Below are 17,187 nucleotides of genomic sequence, written 5' to 3' on the forward strand. Positions count from 1 at the left end.
TGGAGAGCGCGTGCGTTCAGTCCGGGGATTGCATGCGCTTGGCGTGTTCGCGCCACGCCCTTTTCTCGACCGTCCGGACGTTCGGCGCCTCCGCGAGATGCGCGAGGTAAGCCGCCAGCAATGGCAGTTCGGCGTCGGACCGGTCGCCCAGGAACTCGCGCACCGTGACGAGATTGCCGTAGCTCCTCGCGTACTTCGCGGGCGTGTCGTCGACCGCGATGATCGATTCGAGCGGATAGCCCCTGGACTTCAATTTCTGCAGGTTCTTGATCGTCTGATAGCCACCCGTCGTGAAGTCTCGTGCCGTCGTGCAGCGCGCGCTGGACCATACGAACTCCAGGCCGCCGTTCGGAAAGATGCGTTCGACAACCTGCGACGCGTAGCTTTCGCCTGATGCAGTCCAGACGCCCACCTTGAACTGCGCGAGCACGCTGCTCAGGAAGTCGGCGAGGTGCGGTCGCAGATGAACGCGATACGGCCCTACGCGGAAATCCTCGTCGTGCGCAAGCGTGCCTTCGGTGGCGTGGATCAGCGTTTCATCGAGGTCCAGCACCAAGAGTTTGCGGGGCTTGGGTGTCACATGCATGTCAGAAGGCCTCCCATCGGGAGCTCAAGCATATTTGAGGTCGATGGATGGGGGCGTTGCATGAAGGCAATGCGCGTGTTCGGGGTGGCACTCCCGCCGACGGTGGGCTCTGTTTCGCGAATGTCCCCCGGCCTGCGGCCTCCTCCTTGATTTCGCGAAACAGAGCCCACCATCGGCGCGAGCGCTTTCAGAGCGGTCGTTGATCGCGGTTCACCCCGAGCGTGTCCATGTGCACAGGGCATCGGGTGCTCCCCGCAGCGAAATCAAGGAGGAGGGGCGAAGCCCCGGGGGACATTCGCGGAGGGGAGCACCCGGTGGCCTGTGCGCGCGCCCTGAACAGCAACGCGTGACCCTCACTGCCACCCATAGCGACGCGCGTACCACCCCTTCACTGTCTGCGTCAGCACCGCATACCCCACCAGCATCGTCACCAGCCAAGGGAAGTAAGCGAGTGGCAGTGCCTGCAGCTTGAAGTAGTGCGCGAGCGGCCCCATCGGAAGCCAGATGCCGACAGCCGCGATCGCCGCACCCATCGCCAGCAGCGGCCAGGCCGCGCGGCTTTGCAGGAACGGGATCTTGCGGGTGCGGATGAGGTGGACGATCAGCGTCTGCGACAGCAGCCCCTCGATGAACCAGCCCGACTGGAACAGCGTCTGGTGCTCCACCGTGTTGGCCGCGAACACGAACCACATCACCGTGTAGGTCAGGATGTCGAACACCGAGCTCAGCGGCCCGAAGAACACCATGAAGCGCCCCAGGTCCGCCGGGTTCCAGCGCTGCGGCGACTTGAGGAATTCCTCGTCCACGTTGTCGAATGGGATCGCGATCTGCGACACGTCGTACAGCAGGTTCTGCACCAGCAGATGGAGCGGCAGCATCGGCAGGAAGGGCAGGAACGCGCTCGCCACCAGCACCGAGAACACGTTGCCGAAGTTCGAGCTCGCGGTGAGCTTGATGTACTTGAGCATGTTGGCGAAGGTGCGGCGGCCCTCGACCACGCCTTGCTCCAGCACCATCAGGCTCTTCTCCAGCAGGATGATGTCGGCCGACTCCTTGGCCACGTCCACCGCGCCGTCCACCGAGATGCCGATGTCGGCCGCGCGCAGCGCCGGTGCGTCGTTGATGCCGTCGCCCATGAAGCCGACCACGTGCCCGTTGGCATGCAGCGCGTGCACGATGCGCTCCTTGTGCGCGGGCGTGAGCTTGGCGAACACCTGGTGCTGCTCGACCAGCGCGCGCAATTCATCGTCGCGCAGGTCCTCGATCTCGCGGCCCAGCACGATGTGGCCGGCCTCGATGCCCACGTCGCCGCAGACCTTGCGGGTGACCAGTTCGTTGTCGCCCGTGAGCACCTTCACCGCCACGCCGTGCTCGGCCAGCGCGCGCAGCGCGGGCGCGGTCGACTCCTTCGGCGGATCGAGAAAGGCCACATAGCCCAGCAGCGTAAGGCCCGATTCGTCGGTCACGCTGTACGCCGGCTTGCGTGCATCTGCACCGAAGGTGCGGCTCGCCACGGCCACCACGCGCAGCCCCTGCTTGTTCAGCTCCGACGCCACGCGATGGATGCGCGCGAGCAGCTCGGCATCGAGCACCAGCACCTCGGCACCGCGCTCGACCGACGTGCACACCGACAGGATCTCTTCCAGCGCGCCCTTGCAGATCAGCAGGTGCTCGCTGCCGCCGTTCCCCACCACCACCGACATGCGGCGGCGCGAGAAGTCGAAGGGCACTTCGTCGATCTTGCGATAGGCCGTCTGCAGGCGCGTCTCGGGTTGCATCTCCGCGTGGTTCAGCACTGCCTTGTCGAGCAGGTTCTTCAAGCCCGTCTGGTGAAAGCTGTTGAGGTACGCCAGCTGCAACACGTGGTTCGAACCTTCGCCCCACGCGTTGGTGTGGCGCTCCAGCACGATGCGGTCCTGCGTCAGCGTGCCGGTCTTGTCGGTGCAGAGAACATCCATCGCGCCGAAGTTGTGGATCGCTTCGAGGCGCTTGACGATCACCTTCTGGCGCGACATCACGACCGCGCCCTTGGCGAGCGTTGCCGTCACGATCATCGGCAGCATCTCGGGCGTGAGGCCCACCGCGATCGACAGCGCGAACAGCGCCGCCTCCCACCAGTCGCCCTTGGCCACGCCGTTGATCACCAGCACCAGCGGCGCCATCACCAGCATGAAGCGGATCAGCACCCAGCTCACGCGGTTGATGCCGGCCTGGAAGGCGCTGGTGCCGCGGTCGGTGGCCGTCACGCGCTGCGCGAGGGCGCCGAAGAAGGTGCGGTCGCCGGTGTGCACGATGAGCGCGGTCGCGGTGCCGCTGATCACGTTGGTGCCCATGAAGAGCAGGTTCTCGCGCTCGAGCACGCCGGCCTCGTGGTCGCCGCGGTCGATGGGAAACTTCTCGACCGGCATCGCCTCGCCCGTCAGCGCGGACTGGCTGATGAAGAGATCCTTCGCGGTGAGCAGGCGCGCATCGGCCGGGATCATGTCGCCGGCCGAGAGCGCGATCACGTCGCCCGGCACGAGGTCGCGCATCGGCACCTCGACGCGCACCGTGCCCGCGTGCGTGGTGTCGAAGCCCTCGTCGCCCGCCGCGCCCGCCCTGCGTCCCGGCGCGGGCCGCAGCACCGTGGCGGTGTTGCTCACCATGGCTTTGAGGCGCTCGGCCGCCTTGTTGGAGCGCGACTCCTGCAGGAAGCGCAGCACCGTCGACAGCACCACCATGCTGCCGATCACGAGCGTGGCCTTCATGTCCTCGGTCACGTACGAGACCAGCGCCAGCACCGTGAGCAGCAGGTTGAACGGATTGCGGTAGCACTGCCACAGGTGCGTCCACCACGGCAGCGGCTGCTCGTGGCGAACCTCGTTGCTGCCCAGGCGCTTGCGCAGCACCTGGGCGTGGCCTTCGCTCAGGCCTTGCGGCGAGCTGTCGAGCTTCACGAGCATCTCGCCCGCATCGGTGCGCGATGCGGCGGCCAGCGCCTTCGCGATGTCGGGCGGCATGGCGACCGATGTCACGCCGACGGGCTTCGACCCCAGCAGGGTCTGCCAGCGCTCGAAGTGATGCAGCATGTGGCGGCTGCGCAGGAAGCTCTCGAAGAAGGACTTCAGGACGTTTTTCATGTTGTTTTCTCCTTGATTGGGAAGGCGAGGAAGCCGTGAGGTCAGCGCACGAAGGCCCAGGTGAAGCCCAGCGTCCACCACGCGGGTGCGTCGGCGCGCAGGCCGCGTGCGTGGCTCAGGTCCACGCTCAGCGCCTGCACCGGCGTCCAGCGCATGCCGGCGCGCCACGCGTTGCCGCCGCCTTCGCGGAAGCGCTCGGCGACGAACGAAACAGAGGGCAGGGCGGACCATTCGATGGCCGCGCCCGAATGGCTGGTGCTCGGTTGCGCGCGGTGGAAATCGCGACCCACGTTGATGTGCGCGCGCCAGCTGTCGTCGATCTGCCAGGTCACGGGGATCACGATGCTGCTGGTGGCGAAGTGCAACGCGGTGGCGTGTGCGTCGCTCTGCCACCCGGCCGTGGCGAGCACGCCGGCGCTCACGCTGTCGTTGATCGCGAAGGCCCACTTGATCTGCGGGCCGGCGCGCACGGTGCGGCCTTCGCTGCCGTGTTCACGCTCGAGGTTCAGGCCGAGTTCGATCGGGCCGACGCGGCAGGCCGGGCCGATGTGCAGCAGGCCTTGCGAGCTGCGCGCGTGACGGTCGGTCCACGTCTCGACCTGGCACTGGTCCGCGTCGAGGATAGCGGCGTCGTCCACCGAATGATGGCCACCGACGGCATGCGTCTGCGTTGCCGCGAAGCCGCAGAGGTATGCCGCCCAAAGCCGCAACGGCAGCGGTGAATGGAAGGGGCGTCGGGGATGGAAGCGGGGTGCGTCGAGGCGGCCGATCGTGGCCGTTCGCGCGACACGCCGCAGGCGTTCGCGGGTCATGGGAGGTTCTCCTTCGGGTGCGGCGCCCGCGAAGGAAGAACCTCCCGCTTCACTCAGCCGGCAGGGGTCCTCCGCAGCGCGGCGCTGCGTGGGTTGGATGCAATCGATGGGTTCAATGAAGGCGGCGCGCTAAGGCGCGAGCGAGGGTCCGGGTCCATGGTGGCCTCCTTGCGTTTTTGCGGTGCGGTGCGGTCTTGCGGGCGCGTCAGCGGTGCGCTGCGCGGGGCGGCTGCTCGAGCAACAGGAAGAAGCTGCGGATGCGCCGCGTGGTCCAGAGCGCGGCGGCCCGGTCGAGCATTTCGTTCTCGACGTCCTGCGCCGTCGGCGCGCGCGCGGGCTCGTGCGCCGACGGGCGGACGGGGTCCTGCATCGGCGGCTGCTGTTGCTGCTGTTGACGAGTTTGAAATTGACGCATGACAAGGCTCCTTCGCGCTGAAGGGCCTCGCGCACGGACACGCAAGCTGACTGAAAAAGTCAGTGACGCGGAACGACGAAATTCGGAAGGGGAGAACCGCTGGCCTGAATGGCGAACGGGTCACGCTGCGTGCACGGCGGCCACAGCGCGAGAGAGCCTGCGCTAGAGGGCCGGATGTGTCACGCCTGCCGAGGCACGCGTTGTCTTGTCACTGATCCAACTGGCACTGTCCACGCACGGGGCTCCGAAATGAAGATGCGGGATTGTTGCACCGCGTCACAATGAGCGTCAACCATTTGGGCCAAGTCCTGCACTGCGAGCAGGGTCGTTATCGCCTCATTGTTGCGATTTGGCGTCGACCCATTCCGCAACCTTTCAACAGTCTTTCATTCCGATGACGAAACCTGCCGTCCTGTTCATCTGCACCGGCAATATCTGCCGCTCCCCCACCGCCCACACATTGCTGCTTCACAAGGCGCGCCTCGCAAACGTGGCGATCGACGTCGACAGCGCCGCCATCTCCGACGAGGAGCGCGGCAACCCGCGCGATCCGCGCTCGATCGCCGAGGCACGCCGGCGCGGCATCCAGATGCACGCGCACTGCGCGCGCCAGGTCCGCGCGAGCGACTTCGAGCGCTTCGACTGGATCGTCGGCATGACCGCGCACCACTGCGCCGCGCTGCGCCGTCTCGCGCCCGCGGGCACAGCCCACAAGGTGCACCTGCTCACCGAGTTTTCCGAAGCGGACGAAGGCGATGTGCCCGACCCCTGGTACGGCGGCCGGGAGGCCTTCGTCGAAGCTTTCGACCTGATCGATCGCGGCGTCGAGGGCCTGCTCGCGAAGCTTCAGGCCCGAGCCGTCTGACCGGCTATTCGCAGAGCGCGCGAATGTCCGGGGGAATCGGTACCGCGCGGATGCCGCCGCCGTCGCGCTTCGCCGCGAAGATCCGCACCTCTTCGCATTCGAGGATCAACTCGTCGCCGCGCGTCACGCGGTAGGTCTGCACGAAGCTCTTGTCGCGCCACTCGGTGATGCGCACCGCAATGTCGAGCGTGTCGCCGTAGCTCGCGGATTTAACGAAGCGCGTGTGCGTATCGACCAGCGGCGTGCCGATCACGCCGATCGTCCGCGCCGTCTCTTCCCATCGCGGCACGCCGCAGCCCGCGAAGAAATGCCGCGAGGCCGCATCGATCCAGCGGAAGAAGTTGGGAAACCAGACGATGCCGGCCGGGTCGCAGTCGCCGAACTCGACGCGCGCGGTGTAGGTGATCTCTTTGCCTGTGTTCATCGCTTCGTTCTTCATCAGCCCATTCTCGTCGGCAGCCACAGCGCGATGACCGGGAACGCGATCAGGATCACCAGGCGCACGATGTCCGTCACGATGAACGGCAGCACGCCCTTGAAGATGGTGGTGAAGCTCACGTCCTTCACCACGCTCTTGATGACGAAGACGTTCATCCCCACCGGTGGATGGATGAGCCCGAGCTCCACCGTCATCACGATGATCACGCCGAACCAGATGGGGTCGAACCCCAGGTGCACGATCACCGGGAAGATGATGGGCACCGTGAGGATGATCATCGCCATCGCGTCCATGAGACAGCCGAGCACCAGGTACATCAGCATGATGAGCGCGAGCACGCCGTAGCGCCCGATCCCGAGGCCCGTGAGGAATTCGGTGAGCTTCTGCGGGCTCTGCGTGATGGTGAGGAAGTAGCCGAAGAGCAGCGCGCCGATCAGCACCGTGAACACCGCCGCCGCCGTGCGCGTGGCCGAGAGCAGCGCCTCGCGGATCTTCGGGCCGTCGAGCTTGCGCCTGACGAGCCCGAGGATGAACGCGCCGCTCGCGCCCACGCCGCCCGCCTCGGTCGGTGTGAAGAAGCCGCCGTAGAGCCCGCCGATCACGAACACGAAAAGCACCAGCGGCGCCCACACGTTGCGCAGGTCCTTGAAGCGCTCCGACCAGGGCTTCACTTCGCCGCCGGGGAGCCAGTCGGGCCGCAGCTTCACGATGATCGCGATCGTCAGCACGTACATCGCCATCGCCAGAATGCCCGGCACGATGCCCGCCATGAAGAGCTTGCCGATGTCCTGCTGCGTGAGGATCGCGTAAACCGCGAGCACGGTGGACGGCGGCAAGATCGCGCCCAGCGTGCCGCCCGCGGCGATCACGCCGGTGGAGAACGACTGCGGATAGTTGAAGCGCCGCATCTCCGGATACGCCACCGCCGAGAACGTGGCGGCCGTGGCCACCGACGAGCCGCAGATCGCCGCGAACCCGCCGCAGGCCACCACGGTGGCGACGCCCAGGCCCCCGCGCAGGTGGCCGATCATCGAGTTGGCGGCCTTGAAGAGCTCGCGGCTCACGCCCGACACCGACACCAGCGCGCCCATCAGCATGAACATCGGGATCACGCCGAAGGTGTAGTCGGTCACGGTGCGCATGGAGGTCTGGCCCACCAGCTTCAGCGCGGGCCCGGGGCCCACGAGGTAGCTGTAGCCGGTAACGCCGACCAGGCCCATCGCCATGCCGACCGGCACGCGCAAGAGCATCAGCACGAAGAGGGCGACGAAGCCCAGGATGGCAACTGCGTCGGGGCTCATTCGTCGGCCTTTTGTTCGGGGTGGATCTCTTCGAGTTGTTCGGGATGAAAGATCAGCCGGTACGTGCGGATCGCGATCAGCAGCACGGCGCACACGTCGCCCGCCCACGCCACCGCATAGAACGGCCAGGTCGGGATGTTCATGTCGTAGGTCAGCACGTTGTCGACATAGGTGCCGCGCACCTTGTCGAACAGCATCGCGGTCTGCACCGCCACCACGAACAGGAGAACGAGCGTGGCGAACACGTCGATCACGCGTTTCATGCGCGGGCCCGCCGCCGTCCACACCAGGTCCACCGTGATGTGGCCGCCGCGGTAGCTGGTGGCCGCGATGCCCCAGAAGATCAGGATGCCCAGCAGCATGCGGCCGAAGTCGTAGGCGTCGGGGATCGAGGTGTCGAAGAACTTGCGCAGCACCACGGCCACGAAGATGTTGAGCGCGACGATCCCCACGAAGATGGCGGCGAGCCATTCGATCGTGTTGATCGCGCGGTCCATGTAGCTGGCGGACCGGGCTGCCATCGCTCAGAGCGCCGACTTGTATTTCGTGAGGCTGCCTTTCAATGCATCCATCACCGCCTTCGGGTCCTCGCCCACCTTCTTCACGCTCTCGGCCCATTGCGCTTCCGACGGCGCGGCGGCCTTGCGCCACGCATCGAGTTGCTCGGGCGTGAGCTTGTAGACCTCGTGGCCAGCCTGCGCGGCGATCTTCGCGCGGCCGCCGAACTCGAAGTCGGCCCAGGGCCCGGCCACCTTCTGCGCCCACTCGCTGGTGCAGTGGTCGTCGATCACCTTCTTCTGGCCGGCCGACATGGCGTCGTACTTGCCCTTGTTCATCACCCACACGAAGGGCGTGACGTACAGCGGCGCATCCATGTGGTACTTCACCACCTTGTCGATGCCGAAGAGGCCGATCGATCCCCACGGGAAGGTGATGGCATCGGCCACGCCGCGCTCCAGCATGTCGCGCGACTCGGGCGCCGAGGCCTGCACGTTGGTGCCGCCCAGCGAGGTGATCAGCTGGCCCACGGTGCTCGTGGCCGGGCGCACCTTCATGCCCTTGATGTCGGTGGGCAGCGTGATCTTCTTGCGCGAGTGGAAAGTGCCGGGGTCGTGCACGAACGCGAAGCAGTACTTCACGTCCTTCATCTCCTTGGCCGCGTAGTTGCGGTACCAGGCGTCGATGGCGGCCGAGCCCTCCTTGCCGTTGGCGAAGAGGAACGGCAGCGACGCGCCCGCCATCACCGGAAAGCGCCCCGGCTGGTAGCCTGGGTTCACGTACGAAAAGTCGGCGATGCCGTCGCGCGCCATGTCGTAGTGGTCGAAGGCCTTGCCCAGTTGCTCCGAGGGAAAAAGGATCGCGGTGAGGGTGCCGTTCGATTCCTTCTTGATGTCGTCGGCCCACGCCTGCAGCGCGGGGTTGAGCGGATGCTGCGCGGGCACCCAGCTGGAGAGCTTCAGCTGCACGGGCTTGTCCTGCGCGTGCACGGCGGGCGTGCCGAGCACGAGCGCGGCGCAGGCCGCCAGCAGTGCGAGGGGCGAGCGGTGGCGATGGGGATGGCGGACGGTGGTTTTCATGGTCTCCTTCTTTATGGTCTGTGTGAAATCGTCGAGACCGGTCAGCCTAGGCAGCGGCGTGCACCGGGTAAATGGAGGCTTTCCCGCGCGGGGTTTCCTGGGGGTGAGGCCGTGGGGGCAGGCCGACGTGGTGCCGGCCGAGCTCGCTCACCCGCCTGGCGCCGACGAGCGTCATCGTGCGTTCGGTTTCCTGCGCGAGCAGTTGCAGCACCGAGAGCGCGCCGCGCCCGCCGTCGCACGCGAGGCCGTAGACCGGCGCGCGGCCCACGAGCGCCGCGCGCGCGCCGAGCGCGAGTGCCTTCACGATGTCGCTGCCGCGCCGCATGCCGCCGTCCACGAGCACCGGAATGCGGCCCTCGGCCGCGTCCAGGATGGCCGGCAAGGCGCCGATGGTGGCCGGCGCCGCATCGAGCTGGCGTCCGCCATGGTTCGAGACCACGATGCCGTCCGCGCCGTGGTGCAGGGCGCGCCTGGCGTCTTCTGCGCCGAGCAGGCCCTTGATGAGGAGCGGCCCGTCCCAGAGCCTGCGCAGCCAGGCGATGCTGTCCCAGGTGAGCGTGCGGTCCATGGTGCGCGAGAGCAGCGCGGCCTGCGTCTGCGCGGACATCGGCGCGTCGTCGTCGTCCGGCAGCAGGTTCGCGAACAGCGGCATGCCGCTGCCCGCGAGCCGCGCCAGCCACGCGGGATGCCGCGCCATGTCGATGAGCGTGCCAGGCGTGAGGCGCATCGGCACGCGGAAACCGTGGCGCAGGTCCCGCTCCCGCAGGCCGCTCACCGGCACATCGACCGTGAGCACCAGCGCCTCGAAGCCGGCCGTGCGGGCCCGCTTCACGATGCGCTCGGCGATGGCGCGCTCGCCCATCACATAGAGCTGCATCCACAGCGCCGCCTCGGGCGCGGCCGCGCGCACGTCCTCGATGCGCACGTTCGATGCGGTCGAGAGAATGAAAGGCACGCCCGCGCCTTGCGCGGCACTGGCCAGCAGCGCATCGGCGCCCGGGCGCACGAGGCCTGCGAGGCCGATGGGCGCGACCGCGAAGGGCGCGCGCCAGCGGCGCCCGAAGAGCTCGATGCCGATGTCCATCGCGCTGGTGTCGCGCAGGCACTCGGGAATCAGCGGCAGCTGCTCGAGGGCGTCGCGGTTGCGCTGCAGGCAGCGTTCGTCCTCGGCGCCGCCGTCGACATAGTCGAACACCAGGCGCGGCAGCAGCCGGCGCGCGCGGCGGCGATGGTCTTCGACGTTGAGCAGTGCCATCGTGTCGCTCCTCGCTTCAGGCGCCGCTGTTGGGCTTGCGCTTCATCCAGCGAATGGGCTGGGCCTTGACCGGGCGCGCGGGCGCGCCGTGCGCGACCAGCGCGGCATCGAGCGCGCGGCCGGCGTCGTCGGCCAATGCCGCAGTGCGTGCCGCTTCGATGGATTGCGCGCGCACGGCCGGCGCCTGGCCGGGCTGCGCTGCGAGATGGTCGGTCACGTGCAGCAGGTTCTCCTTGCCGCGTTCGTTGGTGCTGCCGTAGCCCTTGATGAGGCGGCCGCACAGTGCGAGTTCGTGGCCCAGCGCCCAGGCTTCGCGCGTGCCGCGCTCCACCGCAGCGAGCCAGCGTTCGATCAGCGCCTGTTCCTCGGCGAAGCGGCTGCCTCGGCGGCGCAGCCAACGCAGTGAAGACAGGAGCCGCAGCGACGCCATGCCGAACACCGAATGGCTGCCCACCTTCAGCGGCAGCGCCCACGGCGCGAGGCCGCGCGCCTGCCGGCCGCGGTCCCACGCGGTCACGCGGCGCGACAGTGCCGGCGGCAGCAGCGCGGCGAACTCGGCGGCGCCGGGCTTGAAGTGGTCGTAGACCTTCACGATGTCTTCGTCGGTGGCGCGCACTTCCTGCCGCACGCGCTGCGCGCGGCTCGCGCGGCCCTTGAGCGCGGCCACGCGCACGATGTCGTCGAAGGCCATCCACAGCGCGAGCCAGCGCGCGGCCTCGCGGGTGATGGCGAAGCCGTGGGCGCCGGCCGGGTCGGCGGCGCGCTCGGCATCGAGCACCTTGGCCAGGCGGTCGGCGTACAGCGTCGCGTAGGCGGTGTCCTGGTAGTCGAGCACGCGCGCGTGGCCGAGTGCGAGCATGTCGTGCACGGCGGGCGGAAAGCGGCGCGCCAGTTCGTCGGGCAACGCGCGCGCGGGCGGCGGCGCATCTGCGGTGTCTCCGGCCATCACGCTGTTGACGAACGCGGCTTGCGTGCGCGGCGCGCTCACGGCATCGAACGCGGCCGCGAAACCGCGCAGGCTGGCGGCGGCCATCTTGTTGAGCTTCTCGGGCGCACTCGTGTCACCGCCGCGCACCACGTGCTCGTAGGCTTCGCGCGGGAACGGGAAGAGGCCGCTGCCCGCGATGGCGCCGAGCATCACCGCACTCACCACCGTGCCGCTGTCGCGCGCGATGGCGTTCATGTCGAACACATGGTGCTCGCGGCTGAAGGCTTTCACCACATCGACCAGGCGCTGCGCATCGGCGCGCCCGTCGCCGGGCTCCATGCGCTCGGCGGTGGTGAAGATGCGCGCCGACGAGCTGATGACCAGCGTGCGCAACGGCGCGCTCATGCCGTTGCCGATCTGCCGCGCAGTCTCCAGCAGTTCCGAGGACACGATCGCATCGAGCGCACCCGGCACCGGGCTCAGGCTGAACACCGGGCGCCTGCCGGCCAGCTGCGCGAGCGGCACGGGGAACACCTCGATGTAGTAGGTGGTGGCGCCGGTGCGCTGCGCGACGCCGGGGATCGATGTGCTCTGCGCGGCGTAGCCGGCATGGCGGGCGATGTCCACCAGCCATTCGGTGAGCACGCCGCCGCCTTCGCCGCCGAGGGCGCAGACGAGGAGGGTAAGGGGCCGGTTCTGTTCCATGGCGCGGCTCATGTGGCTCATGCGGGTTGCAACGCGCGAACGACCGCGCCGCGCAGCGAATGCACGAGGCGCTCGTGCCACTTCGGGTTCTGCACCACCTCGGCCCGATAGAAGCTCGGGCACAGCGTGGCCGCATGCGCGTTCGCGCCGCAGAGGCCACAGCCCACGCAGCCGTCGATCACGGTGGCGACCGGGTCGACCTTCAGCGGATCGGGGTTGTCCTTCAGCGTGAGCGTGGGGCAGCCCGAGAGGCGGATGCATGCATGGTCGCCGTTGCACACGTCTTCATCGACGCCGTATTTCACGCGCACCACGCGCTCGCCTTTCCTGAGCAGGCCGGCGATCCAGGGCTTGATGCGGCGCTGGCGCTCCAGCTGGCACTCGCCCTCGGCGATCACCACCTTCAGGCCGTTGAAGTCGCTGGTGAGCGCCTCGGTCAGCGTCCGGCGCATGCGCTCCACGTCGTAGGTGGTCACGGTGCGCATCCACTTCACGCCCAGGCCGGTGAGCGTGGCCTCGATGGTCTGGTTCTTGTCGACCAGGCTCTGCTGCTTGTCGACGGCGCGCTCCTTCGTTTCTTCGTCGGGCGTGGAGATGATGTCCTGCGTGCCCGTGGCCGAGGTGTAGCCGTTCTTGAAGATCAGCAGCACCGCGTCGTCGTCATTGAAGAGCGCGCTCTGCACGCCGGTGAGCAGGCCGTTGTGCCAGAAGCCGCCGTCGCCCATGATCGAGAGCGTGCGGCGGTTCATCATCGGCGCGACGCCCGCGCGGCTCGCGAGACTCATGCCGTAGCCCAGGATCGAATGGCCCATCGAGAACGGCTCGAAGGTGCCGAAGGCGTGGCAGCCGATGTCCGCCGCGATGTGCACGGGGCCGGTCTCCTGCTGCGCGAGCTTGAGCGCGGAGAACACCGGCCGCTCGGGGCAGCCGATGCAAAAACTCGGCGGGCGGTTGGGCAGCGGCGCGGTGAGCTGGCGCGCGACGGCCTCGCGGCGTTCGCGATTGCCCGCGAGCCACGCCTGCGCGGACGACAACGCCTCGCCCGCTTCGATGTACTTCGCGGCGAAGGCGCCGATGCCGCCCGACAGCACCTCCACGCCGTACTCGCCGGCCGCGGGCAGCATGTCCTTGCCGTGCAGCGGCGTCTGGATGTCGCGCCGGCGCAGGAGCGTCGCGATGTCCTGCTCGATGTACTCGGGCTGGCCTTCCTCCACCACCAGCACCGCGCGCTTGCCCACGCAGAAGTCCGCCACCTGCTCGGGCACCAGCGGGTAGGTCACGTTGAGCACGAGGATCGGGATGTCGGTCTCGCCGAACGCATCGGCCAGGCCTTGCTGCTGCAGGCTGCGCACGAGCGCGTTGTACAGCCCGCCCTGCACCACGATGCCCAGGTCCGCATGGCGCTCGCCCGGCATGAGCTCGTTGAGCCCGTGCTCGACGATGTAGCGCCGCGCCGCCGGAATGCGCGCGTCGCCCTTGAGCTTCTCGTGGCGGAAGGTGACGGGCGGGTGCGCGAGACGCATGTAGTCGAAGCCCGCGGGCTCGGTCATCAGCGCGCGCGTGGAGACCGCGGGCGCAACGTTGTCCTTGCACTCGAAGCTGCCGCGCACGTGGCAGGTGCGGATGCGCAGCTCCATGAGGCAGGGCATGTTCGAGGTTTCGGAGAGGCGAAAGCCCTCTTCGACCATGCGCACCATCGTGCCGAGCTCGGGCCGCGGATCGACCAGGCACATGCTCGACTTGAGCGCGTAGGCGTGCGTGCGCTCCTGGATCACGCTGGCGCCTTCGCCGTAGTCCTCGCCCACGACGATCAGCACGCCGCCGGTCACGCCGGGCGAGGAGAGGTTCGACAGCGCATCGGCGGCCACGTTGGTGCCGACGATCGATTTCCACGTCACCGCGCCGCGCAGCGGGTAGTGGATGGAGGCGCCGAGCATCGCCGCGGCCGAGGCTTCGTTGGAACACGCCTCGACGTGCACGCCCAGTTCGTCCATGTAGGCCTTGCCCTGCACCATGACGTCGAGCAGGTGCGACACGGGCGCGCCCTGGTAGCCGCCCACGTAGGCCACGCCCGACTGCAGCAGGCCCTTGGTGATGGCGAGGATGCCCTCGCCGTGGAAGGTGTCGCCTGCGCCGAGACGCAGCATTTCTACTTCCTTGCTGAATGAGACTTCCAAGAGATTCGGCTCCGATGTGGGTGGTTTTGGGGTGGGGCGGGGTGTTTTTGCGTGCGCGGTGCGCTGCGTCCGCATGGCGCACTCGCAGGTGTCGTACGACGGTGTTACTTCGGTGGAGGCTTGGCGGGAGCGCCCGGAAAGCGCGCGACGTAGTACGCGAGGGTGTCCAGGTCGTCGGGCGCGATGCGGCTCACCGCCTCGCCCATCGCCTGCGTGTAGCCCGGGCGCTTGCCGGTGCGAAAGCCCTGCAGCGAAAGCTGCAGGTAGTCTTCATGCTGCTGCCCGATGCGCGGCACCTGCTGGCCACCGCTCAGGTCGGCGCCGTGGCAGATCACGCAGCGATGCTCCTGCGCCAGCGCCTGGCCGCGCGTCATGCGCGCGGCGTCGGGTGGTGTGGCGGCCGCTGGCGCCGGTACCGCGGGCAAGGTGGCGATGAACTCGGAGAAGCCGCGCAGGTCGGCGTCGGTCATGGTCTTGGCGACCGCCGTCATTGCCGGGTTGTCGCGCCGGCCCTCGCGAAAAAGAAACAGCTGCGTGATCGCATAGAACGAGTGCTGACCCGCGAGCACCGGCGTGCCGGCCATGTCGCTGCGGCCGCTCGCGCCGTGGCACGAGGCGCACAGCGACGCATAGCGCTGCGCATAGCTGGGCTGCGCCGATGCGGCCGAAGCGGCCGATGGCGCGGGCTTCGCGCCCTGCGCAATCGCCGATGACAACGCCAGCGCCATGAAGCCCGCCGCGATCGCTTTCGCAATGACGCCGGCTCTCTTCATCGTCCGCCGTAGCTGATGCGGTAGATCGCACCGGCGTGGTCGTCGCTCACGAGCATCGAGCCGTCCTTGAGCACGAGAAAGTCCACCGGGCGGCCGAGGTAGGTGTTGTTCTCGACGAAGCCCGTCATGAAGGGCTCGACCTTCGCGCCGCCCTTGCCGTCGGGCCAGGCGACCGCGATGTCGGCGTACTTGGTGGTGCGGTTCCACGGGCCGTGGCGGGCGATGAACATCGCGCCGCGGTACTTGGCCGGGAAGCTCTTGCCGTTGTAGAACGTGAGGCCCAGCGCGGCGGCGTGCGGGCCGAGCAGCGCGGCGGGCTTCTGGTAGTCGTCGCAGCGCTTGCCCCAGCCGAATTCCGAATCGAGGAGGTTGCCCTGGTGGCAGTACGGGTAGCCGAAGTGCTGGTCGGGCTTGGCCACCACGTTGAGCTCGTCGTTGGGCAGGTCTTCGCTGAGCCAGTCGCGGCCGTTGTCGGTGAACCAGAGGTTGCCGGTCTTGGGGTCGAAGTCGAAGCCCACCGTGTTGCGCACGCCGCGCGCGATCGTCTCGATGCCGCTGCCGTCGGGGTTCATGCGGAAGATGCGCGCATGCGCGTCGTCGGGCTCGCACAGGTTGCAGGGCGCGCCGACCGCGTAGTAGAGCTTGTCGCCGTGCATGCGCAGGTACCGCCAGCTGTGGTCCTGTCCACCGGGGAGCTTGTCGTTGAGCACCACGGGCGTGCCGGGGTTGTCCAGCTTGTCCTCGATGCCGTCGTAGCGCACGATCTGCTTGTGCGTGGCCAGGAAGAGCGCGCCCTTGTAGAACTCGATGCCGGTGGCGAACTCGGTCTTGTCGATGATGGTCCTGGGCTTGCGGTCGCCCTTCTCGGCGATCGCATAGACCTTGTTGCCCACGAACAGCGTGCTCACGAAGACGGTGCCCTTGGCGCCCTGGCGCAACTCGCGCGCATCGAGCACGCCCGACGCCCAGGTCTCGACCTTGAAGCCCGGCGGGAGCTTGAACTTGGCCGTGGGCAACTGGTCGGGCGCAGTGGGAATCGGGAAAGAGGGCACCGGTGCGAGGCGCGTGGCCGCTTCGTTCTTCGGTCGGCCTTTGGCCCATCCGGGTTCCTCGGCGGGAGGTTGCTGGGCCCACGCGGCGGCAGTGGTGAAGAGCAGGGCGGCGAGCACCGCATGCGGACGGAGTAGGGCCATGTCGTGTCTCCTTCTTGTCGTGGGCGTTCGAACGGGCCGACTGGGGGGCTGGAGGTCGGCTGGAATACCGCTCGCCAGTGTGCGTGCCATGGGGTTTGCGTTCAATAAAATAATCGAGCTAAGCAATATGAATGGCATGCATATCGATTCGATCGACCTCAACCTGCTGCGTCTGTTCGATGCGGTCTACCGCGAGCGCAGCGTGAGCCGCGCGGCGGAGTCGCTGGGCCTCACGCAGCCGGCGGCGAGCCACGGCCTCGGGCGGCTGCGGCTGCTCCTGAAAGACGCGCTCTTCACCCGCGCCCCCGGCGGCGTGGCGCCCACGCCGCGCGCTGACCGCCTCGCGGTGGCGGTGCAGGTGGCGCTCAGCACGATCGAAGCGGCGCTGCACGAGCCCGATCGCTTCGAGCCGCTGGTCTCGCGCAAGAGCTTTCGTATTCACATGAGCGACATCGGCGAGGGACGCTTTCTGCCCGCGCTGATGGCGCGGCTGGGCGAACTCGCGCCCGGTGTGCGGCTGGAGACCCTGCCGCTGCTGCCCGCGGAAGTGGCGCCCGCGCTGGACAGCGGCCGCATCGACTTCGCCTTCGGCTTTCTCTCGAACGTGCGCGACACGCAGCGCGCGCACCTTCTGAAGGACCGCTACATCGTGCTGCTGCGCAAGGGCCACCCCTTCGTCAAGCGCCGGCGCAAGGGGCAGGCGCTGCTCGAGGCGCTGCAGGAGCTCGACTACGTGGCGGTGCGCACGCATGCCGACACGCTGCGCATCCTGCAGCTGCTCAACCTGGAAGACCGCCTGCGCCTCACGACCGAGCACTTCATGGTGCTGCCGGCCATCGTGCGCGCCACGGATCTGGCGGTGGTGATGCCCCGCAACATCGCGCGCGGCTTCGCGGAGGAGGGCGGCTACGCCATCGTGGAGCCGCCGTTTCCGCTGCGCGATTTCAGCGTGTCGCTGCACTGGAGCAAGCGCTTCGAGGGCGATCCGGCCAACCGCTGGCTGCGGCAGGTGATCACCGCGCTGTTTTCGGAACGCAGGTGA

At 68.1% G+C, this 17,187-nt stretch carries 15 protein-coding genes; 2 read left to right on the forward strand and 13 right to left on the reverse strand.

What is annotated here, in order from left to right:
• Positions 1-16: 16 nt before the first annotated feature.
• The 4 genes from ACZYRS_RS09635 to ACZYRS_RS09650 form a co-directional block, all read right to left on the reverse strand.
• Complete coding sequence (locus ACZYRS_RS09635) at positions 17-553, reverse strand: NIF family HAD-type phosphatase (protein ID WP_463422473.1); 537 nt, start codon at positions 551-553, stop codon at positions 17-19.
• A gap of 386 nt (positions 554-939) precedes the next feature.
• Positions 940-3,705: a magnesium-translocating P-type ATPase gene (gene mgtA / locus ACZYRS_RS09640; protein ID WP_463419047.1), complete on the reverse strand. Its 2,766-nt coding sequence runs from the start codon at positions 3,703-3,705 to the stop codon at positions 940-942.
• Between the two features lie 41 nt (positions 3,706-3,746).
• Positions 3,747-4,517 carry a hypothetical protein gene (locus ACZYRS_RS09645; protein WP_463419048.1) on the reverse strand — a complete coding sequence of 257 codons (771 nt, stop codon included), beginning with the start codon at positions 4,515-4,517 and terminating at the stop codon, positions 3,747-3,749.
• Positions 4,518-4,722: 205 nt separating this feature from the next.
• Positions 4,723-4,932, reverse strand: a complete 210-nt coding sequence (locus ACZYRS_RS09650; protein ID WP_463419049.1) for a hypothetical protein — start codon at positions 4,930-4,932, stop codon at positions 4,723-4,725.
• A 394-nt stretch (positions 4,933-5,326) separates the two neighbouring features.
• Here ACZYRS_RS09650 and ACZYRS_RS09655 point away from each other — a divergent pair, with 394 nt between their 5' ends.
• Positions 5,327-5,797 (forward strand): low molecular weight protein-tyrosine-phosphatase, encoded by a 471-nt coding sequence (locus tag ACZYRS_RS09655; protein WP_463419050.1) that lies wholly within the window; start codon positions 5,327-5,329, stop codon positions 5,795-5,797.
• A gap of 4 nt (positions 5,798-5,801) precedes the next feature.
• On the opposite strand, the gene ACZYRS_RS09660 is transcribed toward ACZYRS_RS09655, so the two are convergent.
• From ACZYRS_RS09660 to ACZYRS_RS09700, 9 genes are all read right to left on the reverse strand, one after another.
• Positions 5,802-6,221, reverse strand: coding sequence for an acyl-CoA thioesterase (locus ACZYRS_RS09660; protein WP_463419051.1), 420 nt, complete (start codon positions 6,219-6,221; stop codon positions 5,802-5,804).
• A gap of 14 nt (positions 6,222-6,235) precedes the next feature.
• Positions 6,236-7,537 carry a TRAP transporter large permease gene (locus ACZYRS_RS09665; protein WP_198786829.1) on the reverse strand — a complete coding sequence of 434 codons (1,302 nt, stop codon included), beginning with the start codon at positions 7,535-7,537 and terminating at the stop codon, positions 6,236-6,238.
• Positions 7,534-8,058, reverse strand: a complete 525-nt coding sequence (locus ACZYRS_RS09670) for a TRAP transporter small permease (RefSeq protein WP_463419052.1) — start codon at positions 8,056-8,058, stop codon at positions 7,534-7,536. The genes ACZYRS_RS09665 and ACZYRS_RS09670 overlap by 4 nt, the downstream gene beginning before the upstream one ends.
• A 3-nt stretch (positions 8,059-8,061) precedes the next feature.
• Positions 8,062-9,114 carry a TRAP transporter substrate-binding protein gene (locus ACZYRS_RS09675; RefSeq protein WP_463419053.1) on the reverse strand — a complete coding sequence of 351 codons (1,053 nt, stop codon included), beginning with the start codon at positions 9,112-9,114 and terminating at the stop codon, positions 8,062-8,064.
• Between the two features lie 46 nt (positions 9,115-9,160).
• Complete coding sequence (locus ACZYRS_RS09680; RefSeq protein ID WP_463419054.1) at positions 9,161-10,369, reverse strand: alpha-hydroxy acid oxidase; 1,209 nt, start codon at positions 10,367-10,369, stop codon at positions 9,161-9,163.
• 16 nt (positions 10,370-10,385) lie between these two features.
• Entirely contained in the window at positions 10,386-12,002 is a 1,617-nt protein-coding gene (locus tag ACZYRS_RS09685) for an indolepyruvate oxidoreductase subunit beta family protein (RefSeq protein WP_463419055.1), read from the reverse strand.
• Between the two features lie 17 nt (positions 12,003-12,019).
• Positions 12,020-14,179, reverse strand: a complete 2,160-nt coding sequence (locus ACZYRS_RS09690) for a thiamine pyrophosphate-dependent enzyme (RefSeq protein ID WP_463419056.1) — start codon at positions 14,177-14,179, stop codon at positions 12,020-12,022.
• A 104-nt stretch (positions 14,180-14,283) separates the two neighbouring features.
• Entirely contained in the window at positions 14,284-14,952 is a 669-nt protein-coding gene (locus tag ACZYRS_RS09695) for a c-type cytochrome (RefSeq protein ID WP_198786834.1), read from the reverse strand.
• The gene (locus ACZYRS_RS09700) at positions 14,949-16,145 is read right to left on the reverse strand and encodes a PQQ-dependent sugar dehydrogenase (RefSeq protein ID WP_463419057.1); all 1,197 of its coding nucleotides are present in this window, start codon (positions 16,143-16,145) and stop codon (positions 14,949-14,951) included. Before ACZYRS_RS09700 ends, ACZYRS_RS09695 begins: the two co-directional genes overlap by 4 nt.
• A 127-nt stretch (positions 16,146-16,272) precedes the next feature.
• Between ACZYRS_RS09700 and ACZYRS_RS09705 the strand changes: the two genes are divergently transcribed.
• The gene (locus ACZYRS_RS09705) at positions 16,273-17,187 is read left to right on the forward strand and encodes a LysR family transcriptional regulator (RefSeq protein ID WP_198786836.1); all 915 of its coding nucleotides are present in this window, start codon (positions 16,273-16,275) and stop codon (positions 17,185-17,187) included.

It is taken from the genome of Variovorax sp. AC194 (assembly GCF_979257995.1).

What these genes read in the sequence shown, in the direction of transcription:
- mgtA (WP_463419047.1), bottom strand. Translation starts at nt 3,705, where the DNA reads ATGAAAAACGTCCTGAAGTCCTTCTTCGAGAGCTTCCTGCGCAGCCGC.
- ACZYRS_RS09645 (WP_463419048.1), bottom strand. Translation starts at nt 4,517, where the DNA reads ATGACCCGCGAACGCCTGCGGCGTGTCGCGCGAACGGCCACGATCGGC.
- ACZYRS_RS09650 (WP_463419049.1), bottom strand. Translation starts at nt 4,932, where the DNA reads ATGCGTCAATTTCAAACTCGTCAACAGCAGCAACAGCAGCCGCCGATG.
- ACZYRS_RS09655 (WP_463419050.1), top strand. Translation starts at nt 5,327, where the DNA reads ATGACGAAACCTGCCGTCCTGTTCATCTGCACCGGCAATATCTGCCGC.
- ACZYRS_RS09660 (WP_463419051.1), bottom strand. Translation starts at nt 6,221, where the DNA reads ATGAACACAGGCAAAGAGATCACCTACACCGCGCGCGTCGAGTTCGGC.
- ACZYRS_RS09665 (WP_198786829.1), bottom strand. Translation starts at nt 7,537, where the DNA reads ATGAGCCCCGACGCAGTTGCCATCCTGGGCTTCGTCGCCCTCTTCGTG.
- ACZYRS_RS09670 (WP_463419052.1), bottom strand. Translation starts at nt 8,058, where the DNA reads ATGGCAGCCCGGTCCGCCAGCTACATGGACCGCGCGATCAACACGATC.
- ACZYRS_RS09675 (WP_463419053.1), bottom strand. Translation starts at nt 9,114, where the DNA reads ATGAAAACCACCGTCCGCCATCCCCATCGCCACCGCTCGCCCCTCGCA.
- ACZYRS_RS09680 (WP_463419054.1), bottom strand. Translation starts at nt 10,369, where the DNA reads ATGGCACTGCTCAACGTCGAAGACCATCGCCGCCGCGCGCGCCGGCTG.
- ACZYRS_RS09685 (WP_463419055.1), bottom strand. Translation starts at nt 12,002, where the DNA reads ATGGAACAGAACCGGCCCCTTACCCTCCTCGTCTGCGCCCTCGGCGGC.
- ACZYRS_RS09695 (WP_198786834.1), bottom strand. Translation starts at nt 14,952, where the DNA reads ATGAAGAGAGCCGGCGTCATTGCGAAAGCGATCGCGGCGGGCTTCATG.
- ACZYRS_RS09700 (WP_463419057.1), bottom strand. Translation starts at nt 16,145, where the DNA reads ATGGCCCTACTCCGTCCGCATGCGGTGCTCGCCGCCCTGCTCTTCACC.
- ACZYRS_RS09705 (WP_198786836.1), top strand. Translation starts at nt 16,273, where the DNA reads ATGAATGGCATGCATATCGATTCGATCGACCTCAACCTGCTGCGTCTG.